This window comes from Vibrio sp. CUB2 (genome assembly GCF_001557945.1).
GTDB lineage: Bacteria > Pseudomonadota > Gammaproteobacteria > Enterobacterales > Vibrionaceae > Vibrio > Vibrio owensii.
The window spans coordinates 340,336-362,314 of the sequence record NZ_LNRB01000003.1 but is presented as its reverse complement, the minus strand read 5'-3'; the positions used below and the strand labels follow the sequence as shown (position 1 = coordinate 362,314).

Sequence of the window (21,979 nt, the reverse complement as noted above, 5' to 3'; positions counted from 1 at the left end):
ACCAAAAACTGAACGCTCTGACTTATTGGTTTCCATTCTAAATCCTATTTGCTGCATGACGTAGGCAGATAACAGTTTAGCTTTTTATAATATGCTTAGGATTGATTAAGTTAGAGCATTTAATCCGTGCATATCCGCGTTGAGAACTCATTAGGTATCACTTCTCAATCGACAGCGTATCGTACAAAAAATAAACGCAACTCCTTGAATATCCCCATACTTAGCAATAGGGGTATGTATCAATTTGTAAATGCTATCTTATCAAGATTCATAGTCGTTAAGATGAACCGTTAAAGTGCTATACGTTTATTCACAGGTGAAACGCATGAAAAAGATTCGCTACCCATTTGATTTGCACGGAACGCTCTCAATCCGATACAGGGACAAAGTAAATCCAATTTTTCTTGATACTGACGAGGAAAATCAGTCCATTATCGACATTGATGATTTTGCAGTAAGAGCGTTTAGCTACGACGCAGAAGATCGTCTACTAAAAATATCGTTGCAAAAGGCGGTGAACCTTACCGAGATCTCGGATTGCGGTTCAGTATTTACAGGCGTGGAGCTAGAGCAGAACAACATCAAATTGGATCTTGTGTACTGCCTCTACAATGCAGGCATTATTAGCTCTAGCATTTCTTACCCACTTGATGACGCTTCACCTATTGAATCTATCGCAGTCTCAAAGCCATTAACCTTGCATTTAAAGTAGAGTCATTGATGAAGTAAAGAGCTCCCAAAGCAACAGCTAAGGCTCTGAAGCAACAATAACTAATAACTGCATCACCATACTCAAATAAAAAGCCCTTGCTGTACGAACAACAAGGGCTTTTTGTATTCAGGCGAGTAGCGCTAGATTAATAGGACCTGATATCTATGCCCTACTCCAATAGCGGCTTACTTTTGATAGAAGGCGCGTTTTTTCTCGTACATGGCCTCATCTGCGATGGAGAACAGATTTTCCAGCGCTACTGACTCACTCGATGCACCGCCAACAGAGAATTGAACTGGGTGACGGTTTTGCCCTGAAAGCTCTATCCATTTGTCTTGCTGAGATACTTCTAAAGCCGAAATCAGTTCGTCTAATGCTGCGGCATTCATATCTTGTGCAATCACCGCAAACTCATCGCCACCAATCCGATACAGGGCGTGCTTACCTTGAAGTACTGTCTTAATCAGTTGGGTGGATTTAGCAATCAACATATCACCACGATCGTGCCCGTAGGTATCATTCAACGTCTTCAATCCGTTAATATCGATGATAAGAATCGACATCCTACGCCAACGCCCCTGAGCAACAGACTGGCGCGCATACTCATAATCTTCATCAAACGCTTTTCGGTTAAAGCTTTTGGAGAGCTTATCTCGACGAGCGAACTCTTCCAATTCAAGCCAAGAGTAGAGCTGCTTCTTGAATAGCTCTAGAAGGATGCCTTCCTCTTCGTTCATCGAATAAGTACCGTAGTCGAAGTAACCCAACTCAGAACCCGTTGATGAGCGCATCGTTTTAACGCGTTCACAGTCCGGTTTTTCAAAGCTAAAGCGCATGTCTGAATCAGGAAAGAGCTTGATTAAACCTGAATTGATCACTTCCGGAATCGCGTGATACCCCACTCCCGCGTGGCTGGTGGTGAAATTAATCAAGGTCATCAATTTAGCTTGGTGCGCTTCTTCTCGGGTCAAGTTCGCACGTAACTCTGCCGTTTGCTCATCAACGCGATGCTCTAGCTCTTGGTTAAAGTTCGCTAACTGTGCGTTGGTTTCTTGGACTTGCAGGTTTGCCTTTCGCAGTGCTTGGTTTCTGATCTCCAATTCATCCATGTGGTTGGTCAGTTGCAACCATAGCGAATCGAGCAATCTCATCAACTGCCTAAACTCTTTAAACTGGAACTGCTTGGGTTGAAGATCCGGACGCTTGTTGTTTTTAAAGCTACGTACCACCCGCTCCATCTTCCTGATAGGTTGAGTCAACCAACGGCTTGCCACAATCGCAAAGCACAGAGTCACGATGAGCGTCGCGATGATAATATTGAGTAGCTGTTGCTTCGAGCGCATAAGGTCTTGGTTACGCACAGCATCAGAAACAGTGTGCACCATAGTGACTTCAAGCGGCTCTACAAAGTTACTGTTGTTCACCTCTATCTCACTCACATGGCGAGAGTTATCCGTCTTTAACTTGTTGATGTCACCGTAGTGGAAGTTCACGCTCTCTTGCGCATAGAGAAAAGGTTGAGAGATACGAATCAAATCTTGATACGAAACCAGCACCACCAAATAACCTTGCGGCTCGTACTCTGATCCAGGCAACAGCGTATACGGCAAAAGCGGACTAACGAAAGCAATACCACTTTGTCCCCCATCCAAAACTAACCCTTCATCAAAGTAGGTGGTGTGGAACATTTTACCCTGCTTATAAACATCACTAGCGGCGCGTATTTTGTTAAGCAGTTTGCTGGTTTCTAAATGGTAAACGGAGCCATTGCTTTCGTACATTGGCTGCCAGTTTTTGTCGATGATGTAAGTGGTACTGACGTTAACGGCCAATTCTTCAAACGTTTCGATCATCTGCCAGATGATGCTTGAATACAGCACGTTATCCATGCCTTGAACCAACAAACGGTCTTTGGAGTACCAACGTGTTAAGTTCGCGACGAACGTCAGATCTTCCGTCACTGTTTTCTTGATACCTTGATTGGTATTAACAAGCTTGATCTCTTTCTCCACCAGCAGATCTTCTTGGTGTTTTTCGATCATACTAGTCCCGACCCAATAAGCAGGAAGCAAAGAGCCTAGCACCACAATCAAAGTTAGGATGTTACGTAAACTTATCATGATGACTTCCTACGTTTATGGATATGCTGAGAGTGTTTTTGGATGAAATCCACCACAAACTCTGCTGCGGATTCAGCAGGCATGCCTGCACGGAAGCGTTTGTAGCCACGAATCAACGCTTCCCATGTCACCGCCATTTCGACAGTACTCGGCATAACATAAGCCGGGTTCAATTGAGTATAGAGATCGCTATAGTAAGTGCTGTCTGCGTCGTACCATTTGCGATTGATTGAGCGGTTGGTCGAAATCAGATTCTGGTTGATGATAACGTCTTCGATGAATTCAGGTTTCTGTACAATCGTCGCTAGGGTTCGCATGGCTTGGCGCTTGTCTGGGTTTGCCATTGCTTCAGCATTAAACGCCAGCACTTTGCCACCACTTAACGAATGCATGTGATGGTTGTTGTAAGTCGGCAATCCGCTGATTTTCAGCTCTTTTGAAAAGTGTTGTTTAAGCTCCCCTAACGCCCAGTCACCATCAATTAAGTACGCCACTTCACCATCGATAAACTGCTGTCGTGCCTGATCTTGGCCGTATTCGCCTTTTAAAACGCCCACGACAGGAAGCTCACCATAAAACTTCAGCGCAGCAGCTAAAGCACCAACGTCAATGTCTGTGACCGGTTTAGAACGGTGGTCAGAGAACATTGGAACAAACGACATCAAAAAATACATATTCGGATATTGCATCGCGAGCGTCGTTCTTCCCTGCTCAGCCTCTTCGAGCAGCTCTTCCCACGTCGGTTCAAGATCTTTGGTTAGCTTTGTGTTCACGTACAATACAAGGTGATTGCCCAATCCAAGAGGCACGCCATAAATGGCTCCATCAACCGAGACCAACTCTAGCGCTTTTGGCTCAATACTCTTTTCATCAATCCAGCTAGAAGGGATTTTAGCCAAATCGAAATAATCGTGTAGCCCCAGAAAATCTGAAGGCACCCAAATAACATCAGGTACCGTAATCCCTGTCTGTTTCGCTAATAACAGCTCTGAGCGAATGTTGTTTACGTCAAACTCACGAATCGCTAGCTTGTTGCCAGTCTCTGCCTCAAAACGCTCTTGGATCTCAGCAACAGTAGAGTACTCAATACCGCTCCACACTTGGATCTCTTGTGCATTTACAAAGGAAGATAAGCACAGCAGAAATGTCAGACAGAGGTTTCTCACTAGATTTCTCGAAAATTGATGATGTTACAAAGATAGCGAACAGCGGATGGTTGTTCAAAATCGCCATTTGGAAATGTGCGTGTGCTTCCATTAGAAAATCGCGATTCTGCAGAAAGTAAAAAGCGCCGCTAATGCGACGCTTTGAAGGATTGTATCACAGGTCGCGATTAAGCGTATTCTTGCTCGAACTCTCGCATAAAGTCGACAAGGGCCTGTACGCCTTCTAGTGGCATTGCGTTGTAGATAGAAGCGCGCATACCGCCAACTGCGCGGTGACCTTTTAGTGCTTTCAGACCTTTCGCGTCTGCTAGCTCTAGGAATGTACCGTCTAGCTCAGGCTTAGCAAGCTGGAATGGTACGTTCATTAGAGAACGGTTCGCAGAATGCACACCATTGCGGTAGAAGTCTGATTGGTCAATGTAATCGTAAAGCAGTGCAGCTTTGTCACGGTTTACTTGTTCAATCGCTTTTACGCCGCCTTGCGCTTTCAACCACTTGAATACAAGGCCAGATAAGTACCAAGCAAATGTCGGTGGCGTGTTGAACATTGACTCTTTCTCTGCCAACACTTTGTAATCCAAAATGCTTGGCAGTACTTCTTTCGCTAGACCAAGCAGATCATCACGAACGATCGCAATAGCGATACCTGAAGGACCAATATTCTTCTGAGCGCCCGCGTAAATCACGCCGTATTTTGAAACGTCGATTTCACGAGAAAGAATGCTTGAAGACATATCAGCAACGATTGGTTTGTCCGTCACCGGCATATCGTTGATTTCGATACCATCAATGGTTTCGTTCGGGCAGAAATGTACGTAAGCCGCGTCTGGCGAAATTTTCCATTCTGCCGCTGGCAATACAGCTGCTTTGCCGTCGATAACAGTCTTTGCGTTGAAGACGTCTGGTTCACAGTACTTTTTCGCTTCTGCTACTGCGCTTTCTGCCCAGTAACCGCCATCAATATAAGTCGCAGTTTCCGCATCGCCTAAAAGGTTAAGTGGAACAGCGGCAAATTGAGCACGAGCACCACCTTGGCAAAACAGTACTTTGTAGTTGTCTGGGATGTTCAGAAGATCACGAAGGTCTTGCTCTGCTTCTTCTGCAACCTTGATGAACTCTTTGCTTCGGTGACTGATTTCCATCACTGAAGTACCAAGACCTTGCCAGTTGATTAGCTCCTTTTGTGCTTTCTGCATGACTGCTTTTGGCAGACCTGCTGGCCCTGCACTGAAGTTAAATACGTTGTCCGTATTTTGTTCCATGATGCTCATTGCTCCTGCTAAGTAAAGATTACGAAATTAATATCACGTTTTTGCAGGGATAAAAACAACAAAAGAGGTCTTACGACCTCTTTTTAAACTGAAAAAGCTAAAAACTTACTTTGTAAACTTCTCTATTGCATCAAGGCTGGCATAAGCAGTGCGATTAAAGGAAACTCTTGTCCGTTTTCGAACTTCAATTTCCCATCAGAAATTTGCGCTTTTAGTTCATAACCTTTGTCTTTTTTCTGGATAAGCTCCATCACCATCAGCTCATCCACACTTTCTTGAATGAATGGGTAAAGATCCACGAGTTCATCCGAGAAGTAGGTGTTTAGAGAACCATTTGTCGCCGTCATCAACTTCATTGGATCTTGAGTGATGTGGTCAGTACCTTGAGGCACAGACAATTGCCATTCATTACGGAACTTACCTTCACCAAATGCCAAAGACAATTCATTCACAGATAGGTTGAAGCCTTTGCTAAACAACGTATCAATGTGTGGCAATAGTTTTTGAACTTCTTGCTCATCCAGCATTGGCGAGCTTTGGTAAATTGACATGATTTCATCAAAGGCTTTGCTGTCTACATCGCCAATAGCAAAATCCAACTTAAAGTTATCAACGTCTGTGCCATCTGTTAAACGCATTTGCTTCGCATCCAGCACCAGTTTCGTGCTCAGCTTATCGCCCGCTTCGTTCAGAGAGGTATTGCCGCTGTAGCTTGCGTTCTCAATCAGGAACATAGGAGCAAGTTGCGCATCAACGATATCTAGCTTTTGTAGTGAGAAAGACTGCTCACCTAGCCAGTAACCTTTTGCTTGCTTACCTTTGCCTTCACCTTTTAGCTCTGTTAGGTGAATCTCTTCGCCATTTTCAAAATCAATTTGTACCGAAGGAATCGACACTTGGTAGTTCAAATCACCCAGTACCGTTACATTACCTTTCACTTGAGCAGGGCTTGAAGAAAGGTGCATACCTTGAGCATCATTCTGGTAATTCCAGCTAGCAAGATCCAACGTGAAATCGGTGTTGCCGTTCAACTGGGTTTTGCTGTGCATCGTCAGTGGCAAGAAGTCAGCATCCACCAATTTAGAGTCAGCACTTAGGCTTGTTAAACCATGAGTCACGTCACTGGTTACATCAAATGCAGTCGGCAGACCATCGCGCTCAAGCTGCGCTTTGATTTCTGGGTCGACAACGGTGTAACGCGTCAAAACGACTGAAGACAGGTAACCGCGGTCATATTCCACGATTTCACCTTTGACCATTTCATCGTTCATGTTGGCGATGCCATCTTCAATGATAGTTTGACCAATCTGACCAACCGCTAGCGGCCAACATAGCGCAAGAGAAATAGCGCCACCAATGGCACCGATTTTTTTTAGATTTTCCATAACGTCACTTATTGAGTATTTGTGCTCAGTCTAACCCAAACCCAAAGCGGATAAAACATTGAGATATATCAGACTATTGATGGTTATTTTAGTTCATTAATCGAGAATAATACCCAGCTCCCACCCATTCTTACATTTAATTGATATGTTGTTAGTGCCAAGTTTTAACCGGAGCTCAAACCGCTGTGAACCGTTACGCTGTATTGTGCCTCGACAACAATCCAATCAGTGCCGAACAGTTTCGATTGGAGTTGTCAGCCTTCTCAAGTAAGTTTGATATTCTCTCTGTGGAATCGATAGAAGAAGCACAGAGCGCTCTCGAATATCTCGAAGAAAGAGAGCAAAAAGTGGCACTCGTTATTGCCAGTCATCACGCACATTTTAACGGCGTCGATTTCCTCATTGGCTTGGATCGCAAGCCTCATACTGAACAAGCGCGCAAAATACTGATCAGCTGCTCTTCAGATATTGAAGCCATTTTAACCGCCGTCAACGAAGGTAGACTCGACCATTGCTTAACTAAGCCACTCCCTGACAAGGTTCTGTTCAATACAGCACAGAAAGAGCTCACCCAATTTATTCTGCGTTACGACAGAGAAGACTTACTCAGCTACAGTCAAATTCTCGACCAGCACAAGTTGCTCCGTGCACACATCGAAAATCAGATGAGTAATTATCAAGCTGGTTTCCTAAACGACTATCACGCCCTTTCCGACGGAGAACTGGCAGAACAAGTCATCAGTGCTCTGCAACATTTCTTTGAACAAAATGACGATACCAAGGCTTGCCGTACCTACTCACCAGAACACCTGCTCACGGTAGAAGGCGAACCAAATAGCTTCTTGTGGTTTATTACCAGTGGTGAAGTAGCACTCTACAAGCGCGACGAGCTTGGTATGCAACGCGAAGTGGTTCGACATTCGAAAGGTAACATTGTCGGCGGCATGTCGTTTGTTACTGGAGAAAGCTCCTTCTCGACAGCCTTAACACTCACCAAAACCGAAGTAATCAAGCTAGATAGAAAAGTCTTTCGTAAAGTAATGCAGAGCGATTCAAATTTACTGCCTTTGTTTACCAACTTGTTGTTACGCCATTTCAACCGACGTTTGCAGCGCAGCATTAATACCAAGCTACAACTGCAAAAAACCTTAGAGTCATTAGAATCCGCCCACCAGCAATTAATCGAGCGTGAAAAGATGGCAATGCTTGGCCAGCTTGTCGCTGGGGTCGCTCATGAGCTGAACAACCCTATTGCGGCAATTTTGCGGGGTGTAGAAAACCTGACACTGACGTTAGAGAATCTGCTCAAAGAGCTTCCTAGCCATGACATTCAAGAAAAAGGCGTTGCCTTACTGACCAAAGCCCAACGCGTCAAACCCGCTTCTACGTCCGAGCTACGGGAACGAGTGAAACAATTAAGCACCGACCTACCCGACAGAGCGCTCGCTAAGAAAGTCGTTAATCTCGGACTCGAATCTGATCAAACCTTGATAACGCAGCTCAACCGTCAAAAAACCGAATCACTGCACACCTTGGGAACCCTAGAGCAGTATCACCAAGTTGGTGCCTCTCTGCGTTCGATAAATGTGTGTGCCGCTCGGATTGCTGACATGGTGAAAAGCTTGAAGGGCTACGCCCGCTCTGATGATGAGAGTTTGCATTTTGCGGACCTGCATGAAGGCATAGAAGATACGTTGGTGATCTTTGAAAACAAACTCAAAATGCACAAGGTCACAACCGACTATGCTGAACTACCTAACACCCTTTGCCAGCCGATTGCGCTGCAACAAGTGTGGACCAATCTAATCTCCAACGCGATTGATGCTTTCCCGGACAAAGGGGAATTGGTGATTCAGTCGAGGTTGGTCGAGAAAGACAGTCAAACTTATGCCGTCATCTCATTCAAAGACAACGGATGCGGCATTCCAGAATCACAACAAAAAGCCATTTTTGAACTCAACTTTACAACGAAGAAAGAAGGCAATTTCGGTTTAGGAATCGGACTTTCTATCTGCCAACAAATCATGGCGGGCCATAAAGGCTGGATAGAAGTGGAATCTGAGCTCAACCATTTCACTTGCATGACCGTCTGGTTACCTATCACTCAAGAAGGAGATGAAGCATGACTAAATATCTGATTTTATATGTGGATGATGAAAGAGAAGTCTTGGATAGTGTCCTTCAGGATTTGATGCCATTTGAAGATAACTTTGTGGTCGAAGGCGCGGAATCCGTAACGGAAGCCAAACAAGTGATTGAAGAAATGGCGGAAGATGGCATTCAGCTTGCCTTGATTCTGTGTGACCACATCATGCCAGAACAGACAGGCATCAGCTTCTTAATCGAGCTCAGTCAAAATGGTGACACTAAATCCGCTCGAAAGGTACTCCTTACTGGACAAGCAGGGCTTGAAGACACTGTAGAAGCAGTTAACCACGCAAGTCTTGATTACTACATTGCTAAACCTTGGAAAGGTGAAGAATTAAGAGAAGCGATTATCTCGCAACTGACTGCTTTTATGATAGAAAACGATGATAACCTTCTATCCTGGACTTCTATTTTAGACGCAGAAGCGATTCTTAACGCCATGGCAGATAGACGAGCAAGCTTCGGCGAATAATTCTTTGAACACAAAAACGCGCCACGTCACCTCAACATGGCGCGTTTTTTGCTGTTAACTTGGCACAATTGACTCATTTGACAAAACATCGACACTTTTTTGTTGGTCGTCGCCCTTGGTTTTTATTATGATGTCGAACAAATCAGATTACGGTTCAAGTGGTTACTTGGATCCATGGAACTATAAGACAAGGTTTATCGTTAGTTATGCGTAAAACACTATTAGCCGCTGCCCTTTTGCTGGCATCTAGCCAAGCTCTAGCTGCGAACGACTACAACGCTCCAGCAACAATGAGCAACTTTAGCTACGACTACATGGAAGCTCGCATTGGTGCAAGCCCAGTAACATTCGGTGCTGGTTTCAGCAAATCAATCCACCCAAATGCACACGTAATTGCTCGCATCGATTCTGAATTCGATGGCGATTTCGATTCAGCAGCGGGTTTTGGCTTCCACTCTCCACTAAACAACTGGGCTGACCTAACAGGTGCAATGCTAATGCGTGTTGTACAACCATCAAACTCAAGCAGCACAGACGTTGGTATGGAACTGAACCTTGGTGTACGCCAATGGCTTGGTCCACAACTAGAAGTGGGTGGTAAAGCAGGCTACGTATCTATCGATAACGATGACGATTGGATTGGTTCTGTTTACGCTCGTTTCCACTCTACAGAGCTATTCTCTCTAGGTGCAGAAGCGCGCATTAACGACTTCTACGGTGACCAAGTGATGTTCACTACTCGCTTCAAGTTCTAATCAATCCCTTGATTGAACAGCCCTAGAAGCACAAATAAAAAAACCGAGGCATCTGCCTCGGTTTTTCTTTTCTAATAACTGATTTGTAGCAATGACTAACTCTAATGAAGTGGCTAAAAGCATCAACTTCCTTTTGTCGCTTTCAACACTCACCTTTTATGACTCGCTAACTTCATCCTAAACGAGTCAATCATCGTGAAACTAAAGCGCCTTACTCGCACATCGCTAGCAATTGCTTTTTGCGTGGCTCTTGGATCAATTTCCAGTGGATACCATCGATCGCACCGGCAAATTTCCATAGAAGTTTCACATCAACGTCACTGCCGTAAGCAACTCTGACTTTGTTGAACACTTCTACCGGTCCAAGTTCTAAAAATGTGTCGACATCATCAATGCCGGCTTTCTTCACCATGCGTTCGAGCGTCAACTGCATATTTGGCAGATCACGCAAACGTCTACTGGCGGAAGACTTTTGGTATTTGCGTTCCTTGATAGAACATTCAATTGATTTTTGTAACAGTTCGTCTAGCCCATCAAAGCTTGAATCAAACAGGTCTGTTACGTCGTAATAGTTTACGGTTGCCGTCGTTTGCTTTTTGACGTGCTTATATTTTTCGCAGTTTAGTTGAGTAAACTCATCATCCAACCCATTTCCGCCGCGTAAATAACAACAGTCGTTACTTACTAACGCGAACATTGCGTCATTGCTGAATAAACCAATACCACCAAACATTGAACGTTTTTGGTACTCACTAAAATTGCTTACATAGTTAAAAAAAGCTTGGTCTGTCATGTCCATTGACCTCTTTAATTGGAATAAATTACCCCGATTAGCGATGTCACCAGATTGAACAGCAGCTTATAGCGATTAAAAATTGTCGTTATGTTGGCGATATTTTTGTGAATTGCGCTCACCAACTGTCTTAATCATACTTAACGTTGAAAAATAAGTTAGGATCTATGTCACAGATGCCAAACTACAAATTCAACATACGTGATTAGTTTCACAGTTACTTATCTTCATCCGATGTTTTTTTGACGCAGTAAGTGCCAAAAAATAAGCATCATGGTGATTAATGCGGCAATTGCGAGAGCGAATTAGGTATTTAATTGATAACTAACATACTGTGAGGGTACACTGTACGAAAGCTCTCAAGCACAGCGTCATAATGGAACATTTATCATTTTTTTGGCTACCTAATAATAAAGATAAGCTCATAAAGGCACTCGAATCTGAGTTCGCTCAGCTGGTAGAACAATCGATTTCTACTGGTAAAATTTCCCTTCCTCCCATCCCAGATGTCGTCCTCAAGATCCAACAACTTTGCACTGAAGAACACACGACCATTGCAGATGTAGCAAATGCCTTACTGGAAGATCCAGGTTTGGCTGCAGTTGTTGTTCGCGTGGCAAACTCTGTCATCTTTAATCGTCGCAACATTACATGCAATGATCTAACGACGGCGGTTTCACGCCTTGGGATTCTGCGAGTGAGGGATATCGTCACCGCACAAGCTATTGAACAGTTGAAGCACTCTGTAAATCTGACCAAAGAGTGTAATAGCATCTTGGTGAAAAGTGCGGCGGTTTCACGTGAGCTTGGCGCAACCATGGGGTTAGTGGGTCAAGAGTTTCGTAAGCATGAGCCCGCGACCTATGGGCATCTGGAGCAAGAAAAGGCACTGCTGGTTGGCTTGTTAGCCGACATTGGCTTATTCTGCCTAATCAATGAGTACCACCTCTATCTCGATCGCGGCAATTACCTTGATGCCGATATCGCGCTACAAATATTCCAAACCCGCTGTTCTGCAACGAGTAAATTAGTGCTAGAAAAATGGGGCTTTGATAATGATTTCCGCGAAGTCTCCTCGAATGAGAAGTTCGAATCTGCTCGCCCTGAAGTAAGCTATTTAGATATTGCTCGTATCGCAAACCATCTATTGATGTTCCGCAATCAAGATGAACGCATTGAAGATCACGAAGTAGAATTTAATTTAACAGGTGCAGAAGTCTTGTACGATCTCAGTAATATGAGTGATACTGACTTCCAAAGTGAAATTAAAGAAGTACTCAGCGCAAGCGGTCTTTAATCTTACCAGCTTCAAACCAAGCCACGATAAGCGTCAGATAGTATTCTGATACGTTGATTCGTGGCTCTGTTGTTCTTTATCCAGAAAGGAATCATTGGGCTTTATGTTCTCAGGGATGCTATTTATCTTCGCCCCACTCGTGGTGGGTTATTTAATTCCAGTTTCTCGCGCGTCAGTATTGGAGAAGATCAATAAATCGACGTCATACCTTATTTACGTCATTCTTTCCCTGATGGGCTTGAGCTTGGCTGCGCTGGATAATTTAGGTAGCAATCTACAAACCATCCTTCTATACGCGGGCACCTTCTTCGTGTGCTTGGGAGCCTGCAACCTACTCGCTTTACCTTTGGTCGATAAGCTGCTTCCTTTGCAAACCGATCAGAATCAAAAGAAGCTCCCCCTTTCGTCAATGGCCTTAGAGTCAATAAAACTTGTCGTTGTTGTGGGTGGTGGCCTAGTCGCCGGCTTGATTCTTCCTATTGGCTTGTCTTGGGTAGACACTGCAAGCGAGTGGATTTTATTCCTTTTGCTTTTCTTTATCGGCATTCAACTGCGCAATAGTGGTTTGACGCTTAGACAAATCCTACTTAACAAGCAAGGCATGGCGATTGCGACAGTGATCATTACGACATGTATGCTTGGCGGTGTGATTGCTGCAATGATTTTGGATCTTCCTCTTTATCAAGCTTTGGCAATGTCTTCCGGTTTTGGTTGGTACTCACTGGCTGGTATTTTGATGGGTGACGCCTTTGGCCCTATCTTTGGCGGCGCTTCTTTCTTAATAGAGCTGATGCGTGAATTGGTCGCTTTGATTGCCATTCCGCTGCTTATTCGCAGTTATCCATCTACAGCAATTGGCTACGCCGGCGCGACGGCAATGGACTTTACCCTGCCCGTCATTCAAACCACTGGCGGTGTTCGATGTGTGCCTGTTGCCATTGTTAGTGGCTTTATCTTGAGCTTATTAGTGCCAGTTATGATGCTTTTCTTTGTGTCTCTTGCTAGCTAGATCTCAGGAATATTCATTAACATCCATTACAATACGGCAAAAATTCAAATACCCAAGTAACCTCAAAATGCTCAATTCGAAGAGAATTTTCTGGTTCACCGCTTTGTTATCGAGCCCTTTAATTTTTAACTCTTGGATCGGTAATCAGTGACAGGCAAGGCATATGTCTATTGGGGTTACAAAGGGAATACAACCAAAAGGAATAATAATGAAACGCTTTGTCGTTGCGGCGCTCCTCGCTACAAGCTCAACTTTTACTTTTGCTGCTGATCAGCAATGTCTTGCAACTAAATACGATGGCTACATTGATGCTTCCCTACAGTGGTATCAAGACCTCGTAGACCTAACTGTGACTCAATACCCTGACTTAAACGAAGTTAGCCAATGGTTCTTAGAAGGCCGTAAACACCACTTCGAACTCAACCGTGAAGCAGTACATTATTTTCTAGAAAACGATCCAAGCCGAGTAGCGACAGAACAACCGGTTGAGGCATGGTTGAAGCTAGAACAACATGATGTGAAGCAACTGGCGACACGCAGTGATGCCCTAGGTGAAGCGGCGAAGAAAACCTTCAGCGATCGTCAATCAGCAAACCACCCAAAGAACTACGACCTACGTTCTGCGTTTGCTGACTTATTGAGCCACCCAAAACAGATCGATTCTGCGCTTAACAAGTATAATCAATCAATTGCTAAGATTGAAAAGCAGAAATGTGAATAAATCCCACCCTAGAATTTCATTTCAGCAATATGGGTTTCAATAATTAAAACGGGACTTTGCGCCCGTTTTGGTTTAGATTGTGCCGCTCGCATTACCAAAATAACTACAAAGATTCTTTGCTATGGTTAAGGAACAAAAAACCGCTGACGTTAGCTTCGAGAGCTTGTTAAAGATCTTCACTATCCCTGAAGGTCCAGATTCAACGTTGACTAAAATTGATGAAAGTCTTTCGCAGAACTTGAATCAATTTCTTCGTGAACACATCGTGGCAGAAGAAAAGCCTTTACGTGAAATTGAGAAAGACTTTTCTTCTGCTCAGATTCCTGAGCAACCTGAGTTCGTGTCAGACCATACCGAGCACCTGCTAGATACCTTGGTATCTCACTCGGTTCACACCTCTGCACCAAGCTTTATTGGTCACATGACTTCTGCCCTGCCGTATTTCTTAATGCCGCTGTCGAAGATCATGATTGCCCTGAACCAAAACTTGGTGAAAATCGAAACATCAAAAGCTTTCACACCGCTTGAGCGTCAAGTTCTTGGTATGTTGCATCGCCTTATCTATGGTCAGGACGATAAGTTCTACCGTAAATGGATGCACAGCGCGAAACACTCTCTTGGTGCATTTTGCTCTGGCGGTACCATCGCTAACATCACTGCACTTTGGGTTGCTCGAAATAAAGCGCTGAAGGCAGATGGCGCATTCAAAGGTGTAGAGAAAGAAGGTCTGTTCAAAGCCATGAAACATTATGGCTACGAAGGCTTAGCGATTTTGGTTTCTGAACGAGGTCACTACTCACTGAAGAAAGCAGCAGACGTTCTTGGTCTTGGTCAAGAGGGCCTAGTTGCCGTCAAAACAGACGCGAACAACCGCATCATTGTTGACGACCTAAAAGCAAAAATCGCCGAGCTCGAATCACAGAACATCAAACCTATCGCTGTGGTTGGTGTTGCTGGTACAACAGAGACTGGCAGTGTTGACCCACTACCTCAAATTGCAGAAGTATGTGCTGAGCACAACTGCCACTTCCACGTGGATGCAGCTTGGGGCGGCGCGACATTGATGTCGAACAACCATCGTCACCTACTTGGTGGTGTTGAACTCGCCGACTCTGTAACGATCGATGCTCACAAGCAGCTTTACATTCCGATGGGCGCTGGCATGGTTCTGTTTAAAGATCCAGATGCGATGAAGTCTATCGAGCATCATGCACAGTACATCTTGCGTAAAGGTTCTAAAGACTTGGGCAGTCATACGCTTGAGGGTTCTCGATCTGGTATGGCAATGTTGGTTTACGCAGCAATGCACATCATCAGTCGCCCAGGTTACGAGCTTCTGATCGACCAAAGTATTGAGAAAGCACGTTACTTTGCCGACCTGATTAACCAGCAAGAAGACTTCGAATTGGTGTCTGAGCCGGAGCTTTGTTTGTTAACCTACCGCTATCTGCCAACCAATATGCGCGCGGCATTAGATAAAGCACAAGGCGTTCAGAAAGAAAAACTTAATGAGCTAATTAACCAGCTCACTCAGTTTATTCAGAAACGTCAGCGTGAAACTGGTAAGTCGTTTGTTTCTCGTACTCGACTGAATCCAGACCAATGGCAACGCATGAACACCATTGTATTCCGCGTCGTTCTTGCTAACCCATTAACCACCAATGATATCTTGAGCGCGGTTTTGAGTGAGCAAAGAGAAATTGCTCAGCAAGCACCGAGCTTGATGGCTAAGATTGAAGAAACTGTCGACGACATTCTCAATTCTTAGGCGCCAATGTGAGTTACATCAAAGTGAAAATTTCTTTCTTTTTGGTGTAACTCAGACATCATTATTGTGCCACTAGAGCAACAAACCAACGATCCCACCTTCAATTCTGTAGTTTTTACAACATTTTGTTTGAGGCTTGTCAAATTCTCACGAAATAGTAACGGTATTTGTTTTAGCCAGATAAAGGATCGGGTTTATACTGAATTTATGGCGCTGGTGGTTTTCGTTAACGCCCCTCTAGACCGAGAAGCCCCTTGGGTTTCCATACGTTAACAGAGCCAGCGAGTTGTTCTCTATACCCTCGTGAACACTATGAATACATTAGAAAAAATTCAAAAAAACCTGGAGAATTTCAGTAAGTCAGAGCGCAAAGTTGCGGAAGTAATTATGGCGTCTCCACAAACTGCAATTCATTCAAGCATTGCAACGTTAGCTAAAATGGCTGACGTGAGTGAGCCTACTGTTAACCGTTTCTGTCGTCGTCTGGATACTAAAGGTTTCCCAGATTTTAAACTTCACCTTGCGCAAAGCCTTGCCAATGGTACGCCTTACGTAAACCGTAATGTCGAAGAAGACGATGGTCCGGATGCTTACACGCACAAGATTTTCGAATCGACAATGGCGTGCTTAGACGTAGCGAAAAACAGTCTTGATTCGATGCAAGTTAACCGTGCGGTTGATCTTCTGACTCAAGCTAAGCGCATCTCATTCTTCGGTCTAGGTGCTTCTTCTGCTGTTGCACGCGACGCTCAAAACAAGTTTATTCGCTTCAATATTCCGATTACTTGTTTCGAAGATATCGTGATGCAACGTATGAGCTGTATCAATTGTAGTGACAATGACGTTATCGTTCTGATTTCTCATACCGGTCGTACTAAGAGCCAAGTTGAGATTGCAAACCTTGCTCGTGAAAACGGCGCGACGGTTATTGCCATTACAGCAAAAGACTCACCGCTTGAGAAAGCAAGCTCACTGGCTATCACGCTAGATGTACCTGAAGACACAGACGTATACATGCCAATGGCAAGTCGTGTGGTGCAAATGACGGTCATCGATGTGCTAGCAACAGGCTTCACGCTACGCCGTGGTACTGGTTTCCGTGAGAACTTGAAGCGAGTAAAAGACGCGCTGAAAGACAGCCGCTACGACAAGCTAAGTCAATACTAACGAATCGACTTAGCCTGTAATAAAAAATAGAAAGGGGAGCTAAATAGCTCCCCTTTTCGTATCTGGTCGATCGTATTTCTATTGATTCACATCCGAAAGATCGGAACGTGACTCCAACACCTCTACTGAGCTGACATGTTGGCTACCTTCACTCTCGCCCATGCAGGCGTCACTGCAATCACAAACTTGGCGAAGAATGTACACCAAACGATCTTGTGTAAGCGGTAACGGATTACCTTTGATAGCAACTGACTTTAGCGCATCATCAGCAACTTGCTCGAACGACGTCTGACACACGCCGAATTTACCAAGCTGAGGTAACTCAAGCTTATCCAGCACCATTCTCACCCAAAGTACGCCATCATGCTCGTTGGCATTGGTTCTTTCCGTGACGAGTTGTGCCAATCGCTTGTAACGGCTTATCACATCGCTGCGCCCTGCCCTTTTTGCAGCATTAATGTTTTCTTGCATAACATGAGGAGCCAAACGCGCAGTAATAACACTGTGTGGGGCATCGAGCTTGCCACCTAGTGCAGAGGCTAGTCCATGCGCCGCACCAAGTTTAGCGTTGGTGATGGCCATCCCGCCTAAAAGTGCCGCAAAAGAAAGGTCTGCTCTGGCCTTATGATTATCCTGTTTACAGCCTGCAATGACCGAACGACTTAATCGACGTAATCCTTCTTCACACACCATATCGGTGAGAGGGTTTGGATCACCACATACGTATGCTTCCATCAAATGTGTGAAGGCATCCATTGCTCCGCGACCAGAAGTATATTGGTCAGTGCCATAGGTTAACGTTGGATCGACTATCGCTACATCAGCAAGCATTTCCGGACTTCTTAAACTGACCTTCACTTGGTCTTGCCCAGATTTAAGTACGGCGTTTCTGGTTACCTCAGAGCCGGTGCTTGCCGTTGTAGGAATCGAAATAAAATGAATCGGTTTGGTTTTTAAAGGTACGTTTCGTCCAACCACTTCGACGTAATCATAGACATCACCTTGGTTGGGAATGATCGCGGCAAGTGCTTTGCCCATATCAATGACACTGCCTCCGCCAATCGCAATGACCATGTCAGGTTGAAACTTGCGCCCAAGCACTGCAGTTTCTTCCACCATGGTGATATTGGGTTCGCCATTGATGGCGACGTGTTGATAACGCATGTTCTGCGCTTTTAAATAATTAATGATAGGTGTGGCTCGTTGCGTGTCTTTACCAGTGACCAGTAAAACGCTATAGCCAAATTGATTGATTACAGACAGCGAAGATTGGAGCGCTCCCTCGCCGAAGATAATCCGTGTCGCAGTCATAAACTGAAACATACACTTCCTCCCCAAACAACAACTCACACTAGAGTGCTATGCTTTCAGCAAAAAAAAGTTGACCGAGTGCACCTTGCCGCCATTAACCCTTCAAAAAGTGTGTTTTTATGCGTCACTTCACATACTTAACCGCAGCGATTTTGCGGCTAAGAATCATCCCCAAAAGTGACTTTTCTTGGCTTTAAGCTTAGTGCGTGTTTAGTTTTTATACGATAGATTTCACCTATCGAGCCAAGAGGTAAATGCTGCTTTATTTCCGTATCTGGATCGGGCATAGTTATCCCAACAAACGAAAGCATGTACCGACATGACGTCTAGTTGTGCTTTCAACAAGAATAGATTTTAGGAGAAATAAGATTATGTTCGTAGTTATCTTTGGTCGCCCAGCTTGCCCATTCTGTGTTCGCGCAAAAGAGCACGCAGAGACACTTAAAGCAAAACGTGATGACTTCAACTACCGTTACGTAGACATCCACGCTGAAGGTATTTCTAAAGCTGACCTAGAGAAAACAGTTGGTAAGCCAGTAGAAACTGTTCCTCAAATCTTCATCGACCAAACGCATATCGGTGGTTGTGATGACTTTGAAGCTTACGCAAAAGAGCACCTAGGTCTATTCGACGAGTAATTCGAATAACTGATTTTTTTAAAAAGCCGCTATTAGCGGCTTTTTTATTATGTATTCAAATTGTTACTCCCCTACGTCAAGTAATAGTAAAACCTAAAAAATTTCACTTATCTTTTTGCTATATTTAGTTACAATTCGAAATTCTTAATTTTTATTTGGCACACACCTTACCGAGCCACGCTGTGAACATAGACGTCGTACACCTTCTTGAACAAAACCCCATTCTTCTAATCTTCGTCGTATTAGCAATTGGTCTTGCCATTGGTAAAATTCGCTTTGGAAAGCTACAGTTAGGTAATTCCATTGGCGTTCTCATTACGTCTCTCGTAATGGGCCATCTTGGTTTTTCTTTTAATGCAGAAGCACTGACCATCGGCTTTATGCTGTTTATCTACTGTGTAGGTATTGAAGCGGGCCCCAACTTCTTCGGCATATTTTTCCGAGACGGTAAGCATTACTTTATCTTAAGTATGACCGTACTCGTTTCTGCGGTAGGTCTTACCTATTTCTGCAGCCACTATATGGGCCTCGATTTTGGTTTGTCTGCCGGTATGATGGCAGGTGCCCTTACTGCGACGCCTGTTCTGGTAGGTGCACAAGATGCGCTCAACTCTGGCCTTGCAACCATTCCACGTAATATGGATTTCTCTTTGGTATTAGAAAATCTATCGGTTGGTTATGCGATGGCTTATCTGGTGGGTTTGATCAGTATGATTATGTTCGCCAAACTGCTGCCAAAACTGCAAAAACAGAACCTATCGGATTCAGCTCAGCAAATTGCGCAAGAACGTGGCCTAGGCAACTCTAGTCAACGTAAGGTTTACTTGCCGATCATCCGTGCATACCGCGTTGGTCCTGAGCTAATTGACTGGACAGATGGTAAAAACCTTCGAGAATTGGGCATTTATCGCCAGACAGGTTGTTACATCGAACGTATTCGTCGTAACGGTATTCTTGCCCACCCTGATGGTGACGCTATCCTGCAAGAAGGTGACGAAATCGCACTAGTAGGCTTCCCAGACAGCCACGCACGTCTTGACCCGAGTTTCCGTAACGGTAAAGAAGTATTCGACCGTAACCTACTTGACCTTCGAATTGTCGAAGAAGAGATCGTCGTTAAAAGTGATGCGATTGCTGGTAAGCGTTTGTCTGATTTGAACCTATCTGAATTCGGCTGTTTCTTGAACCGCGTAGTGCGCGCTCAAATCGAAATGCCAATGGATTTAGACATCGTTCTGGCCAAAGGTGACGTGCTCCAAGTAAGTGGTGAGAAAAGCCGTGTTCATGGTCTTGCTGAGAAAATCGGTTTCATCTCGATCCACAGTCAAATGGCAGACTTACTTGCGTTCTGTAGCTTCTTTATTCTAGGCATTATGTTTGGTTTGGTGACAATGACGTTCGGTCAGGTGTCATTCAGCCTAGGTAACGCCGTTGGCCTACTGCTTTCAGGCATCACGTTGGGCTTCCTACGAGCGAACCACCCTACTTTCGGTTATGTGCCGCAAGGGGCATTGAACATGGTCAAAGACTTAGGTTTGATGTTCTTTATGGTTGGCATCGGCTTAAGCGCCGGTGGCAAGATGTTCGAACACTTAACTCAAGTGGGCCCGCAGATCATTGGTTTGGCATTTATCGTCAGCGTTGTGCCTGTCGTTCTTGCGTACCTAGTTGGCGCCTACGTGCTTAAGATGAACCGTGCACTACTCTTTGGTGCCATCATCGGTGCTCGTACATGTGCACCAGCTATGGACGTAGTGAACGAATACGCGAAGTCGACGATTCCAGCGCTTGGTTACGCTGGTACGTACGCGATTGCCAATATCTTGATGACCCTAGCTGGTACTATTCTGATTATTCTGAGTTAATCACTTTAAGCGGGCGTTGCAGAACAGCTTATGCAGCGCTCCTTATTCAATACAGAGATTCAAGACACAAAAAAGGCGCTCATTGAGCGCCTTTTTTAATTCCGTTAGAAACGATTAGATTTGAGTGAAATCTGTTTCTACTGCTGGGTTCACGTCTGCTTCGTAATCCACACCGTCAACACCGAAGCCAAATAGCTTCAAGAACTCTTCTTTGTACTCAACGTAGTCAGTCAGTTCTTTTAGGTTTTCAGAAGTGATTTGTGGCCATAGGTCACGACAGTGTTGTTGGATATCTTCACGTAGTTCCCAGTCATCCAGACGTAGACGGTTCACTTCATCTACTTCTGCTGCGCTGCCGTCTTCTTTGTATAGACGTTGGCTGAACATACGGAAGATCTGCTCCATACAACCTTCGTGTACGCCTTCTTCACGCATTTTCTTGAAGACCATTGCGATGTATAGAGGCATAACAGGAATTGCAGAACTTGCTTGAGTCACAACAGACTTAAGTACCGCTACGTTTGCGCTACCGCCAGTTGTAGACAGTTTCTCGTTAAGTGCTGCAGCTGCGCGGTCTAGGTCCATTTTCGCTTTACCTAGAGCACCATCCCAGTAGATCGGCCAAGTTAGCTCAGTACCGATGTAGCTGTATGCCACTGTTTTACAGCCATCTGCTAGAACGCCAGCTTCTGATAGTGCGTTAATCCATAGTTCCCAGTCTTCACCGCCCATTACGGTTACTGTGTCTTGGATTTCTTGCTCAGTAGCAGGCTCTACGCTTGCTTCGATGATTACGTCTTTGTTGGTATCAACAGCAGTCGACGTGTATGTCTCACCGATAGGCTTGAGCGCTGAACGGATCAGTTCACCCGTTTCTGGCATTTTACGTACTGGAGAAGCCAGTGAGTAAACCACCATATCTACCTGACCAAGGTCTTCTTTGATCAGATCGATTGTTTTCTGTTTTGCTTCATTTGAGAACGCGTCACCGTTTAGGCTTTTCGCGTATAGACCCTCTTCACGAGCTAGCTTTTCAAATGCAACAGAGTTGTAAAAACCTGCTGTACCTGGCTTCTTCTCTGTGCCTTCTTTTTCGAAGAAAACACCGATAGTTGAAGCGCCGCCACCAAATGCCGCAGCGATACGAGAAGATAGGCCGTAGCCACTTGATGCACCCACAACAAGAACGCGTTTTGGTGCGTTTTTAATTGGGCCTTGTGCTTTAGTGTAAGCAATTTGTTCTTTTACGTTAGCTTCACAACCCACTGGGTGCGTAGTAGTACAGATAAATCCACGAATTCTAGGTTTGATGATCATATTCAACTTCCTTTAAAAAACGTTGCTAGGATAAAAGGTTCAGCCCTACTTCGCACCTAATTTC

The 21,979-nt window shown here is 44.6% G+C and carries 18 protein-coding genes; 11 read left to right on the top strand and 7 right to left on the bottom strand.

Translation table 11 applies throughout. The features are described from left to right. Positions 1-325 precede the first annotated feature (325 nt). Positions 326-712: a hypothetical protein gene (locus tag ATB78_RS06385; RefSeq protein ID WP_009705841.1), complete on the top strand. Its 387-nt coding sequence runs from the start codon at positions 326-328 to the stop codon at positions 710-712. 185 nt (positions 713-897) lie between these two features. On the opposite strand, the gene ATB78_RS06380 is transcribed toward ATB78_RS06385, so the two are convergent. The 4 genes from ATB78_RS06380 to ATB78_RS06365 form a co-directional block, all read right to left on the bottom strand. Further along, positions 898-2,832 (bottom strand): GGDEF domain-containing protein, encoded by a 1,935-nt coding sequence (locus ATB78_RS06380; RefSeq protein WP_061008132.1) that lies wholly within the window; start codon positions 2,830-2,832, stop codon positions 898-900. Next, on the bottom strand, positions 2,829-3,932 hold the full coding sequence (locus ATB78_RS06375; RefSeq protein ID WP_009705839.1) for an extracellular solute-binding protein: 1,104 nt from the start codon (positions 3,930-3,932) through the stop codon (positions 2,829-2,831). The genes ATB78_RS06380 and ATB78_RS06375 overlap by 4 nt, the downstream gene beginning before the upstream one ends. Before the next feature lie 233 nt (positions 3,933-4,165). Continuing rightward, positions 4,166-5,260, bottom strand: coding sequence for a 3-phosphoserine/phosphohydroxythreonine transaminase (gene serC, locus ATB78_RS06370; RefSeq protein ID WP_061008220.1), 1,095 nt, complete (start codon positions 5,258-5,260; stop codon positions 4,166-4,168). Positions 5,261-5,391: 131 nt separating this feature from the next. Then, the gene (locus ATB78_RS06365; RefSeq protein WP_061008131.1) at positions 5,392-6,654 is read right to left on the bottom strand and encodes a DUF945 family protein; all 1,263 of its coding nucleotides are present in this window, start codon (positions 6,652-6,654) and stop codon (positions 5,392-5,394) included. Positions 6,655-6,839: 185 nt separating this feature from the next. Here ATB78_RS06365 and ATB78_RS06360 point away from each other — a divergent pair, with 185 nt between their 5' ends. From ATB78_RS06360 to ATB78_RS06350, 3 genes are all read left to right on the top strand, one after another. After that, entirely contained in the window at positions 6,840-8,780 is a 1,941-nt protein-coding gene (locus tag ATB78_RS06360) for an ATP-binding protein (protein WP_038894817.1), read from the top strand. Next, the gene (locus ATB78_RS06355; protein WP_061008130.1) at positions 8,777-9,274 is read left to right on the top strand and encodes a response regulator; all 498 of its coding nucleotides are present in this window, start codon (positions 8,777-8,779) and stop codon (positions 9,272-9,274) included. Before ATB78_RS06360 ends, ATB78_RS06355 begins: the two co-directional genes overlap by 4 nt. A gap of 206 nt (positions 9,275-9,480) precedes the next feature. Continuing rightward, positions 9,481-10,029, top strand: coding sequence for a hypothetical protein (locus tag ATB78_RS06350; RefSeq protein WP_005442235.1), 549 nt, complete (start codon positions 9,481-9,483; stop codon positions 10,027-10,029). A 211-nt stretch (positions 10,030-10,240) separates the two neighbouring features. Here the strand turns inward: ATB78_RS06350 and ATB78_RS06345 are convergent, their stop codons facing one another. Continuing rightward, complete coding sequence (locus ATB78_RS06345; protein ID WP_009705834.1) at positions 10,241-10,828, bottom strand: TfoX/Sxy family DNA transformation protein; 588 nt, start codon at positions 10,826-10,828, stop codon at positions 10,241-10,243. 370 nt (positions 10,829-11,198) lie between these two features. Between ATB78_RS06345 and ATB78_RS06340 the strand changes: the two genes are divergently transcribed. From ATB78_RS06340 to ATB78_RS06320, 5 genes are all read left to right on the top strand, one after another. Continuing rightward, entirely contained in the window at positions 11,199-12,119 is a 921-nt protein-coding gene (locus ATB78_RS06340; RefSeq protein ID WP_061008129.1) for an HDOD domain-containing protein, read from the top strand. Positions 12,120-12,222: 103 nt separating this feature from the next. Continuing rightward, positions 12,223-13,128: a lysine exporter LysO family protein gene (locus ATB78_RS06335; protein WP_045413660.1), complete on the top strand. Its 906-nt coding sequence runs from the start codon at positions 12,223-12,225 to the stop codon at positions 13,126-13,128. 208 nt (positions 13,129-13,336) lie between these two features. Next, entirely contained in the window at positions 13,337-13,849 is a 513-nt protein-coding gene (locus ATB78_RS06330; protein ID WP_005442243.1) for a hypothetical protein, read from the top strand. A 121-nt stretch (positions 13,850-13,970) separates the two neighbouring features. After that, on the top strand, positions 13,971-15,617 hold the full coding sequence (gene panP, locus ATB78_RS06325) for a pyridoxal-dependent aspartate 1-decarboxylase PanP (protein WP_009705831.1): 1,647 nt from the start codon (positions 13,971-13,973) through the stop codon (positions 15,615-15,617). Between the two features lie 312 nt (positions 15,618-15,929). Further along, on the top strand, positions 15,930-16,784 hold the full coding sequence (locus ATB78_RS06320; RefSeq protein ID WP_005442248.1) for a MurR/RpiR family transcriptional regulator: 855 nt from the start codon (positions 15,930-15,932) through the stop codon (positions 16,782-16,784). Positions 16,785-16,862: 78 nt separating this feature from the next. On the opposite strand, the gene ATB78_RS06315 is transcribed toward ATB78_RS06320, so the two are convergent. After that, positions 16,863-18,107 (bottom strand): iron-containing alcohol dehydrogenase, encoded by a 1,245-nt coding sequence (locus ATB78_RS06315; RefSeq protein WP_061008128.1) that lies wholly within the window; start codon positions 18,105-18,107, stop codon positions 16,863-16,865. Between the two features lie 359 nt (positions 18,108-18,466). On the opposite strand from ATB78_RS06315, the gene ATB78_RS06310 reads away from it, so the two are divergent. Continuing rightward, positions 18,467-18,733, top strand: coding sequence for a GrxA family glutaredoxin (locus ATB78_RS06310; protein ID WP_005428550.1), 267 nt, complete (start codon positions 18,467-18,469; stop codon positions 18,731-18,733). Between the two features lie 182 nt (positions 18,734-18,915). Further along, positions 18,916-20,598, top strand: coding sequence for an aspartate:alanine antiporter (locus ATB78_RS06305; RefSeq protein ID WP_005442250.1), 1,683 nt, complete (start codon positions 18,916-18,918; stop codon positions 20,596-20,598). A gap of 114 nt (positions 20,599-20,712) precedes the next feature. Here the strand turns inward: ATB78_RS06305 and fabV are convergent, their stop codons facing one another. Beyond that, on the bottom strand, positions 20,713-21,915 hold the full coding sequence (gene fabV, locus ATB78_RS06300) for an enoyl-ACP reductase FabV (RefSeq protein WP_009705827.1): 1,203 nt from the start codon (positions 21,913-21,915) through the stop codon (positions 20,713-20,715). Positions 21,916-21,979: the final 64 nt, after the last annotated feature.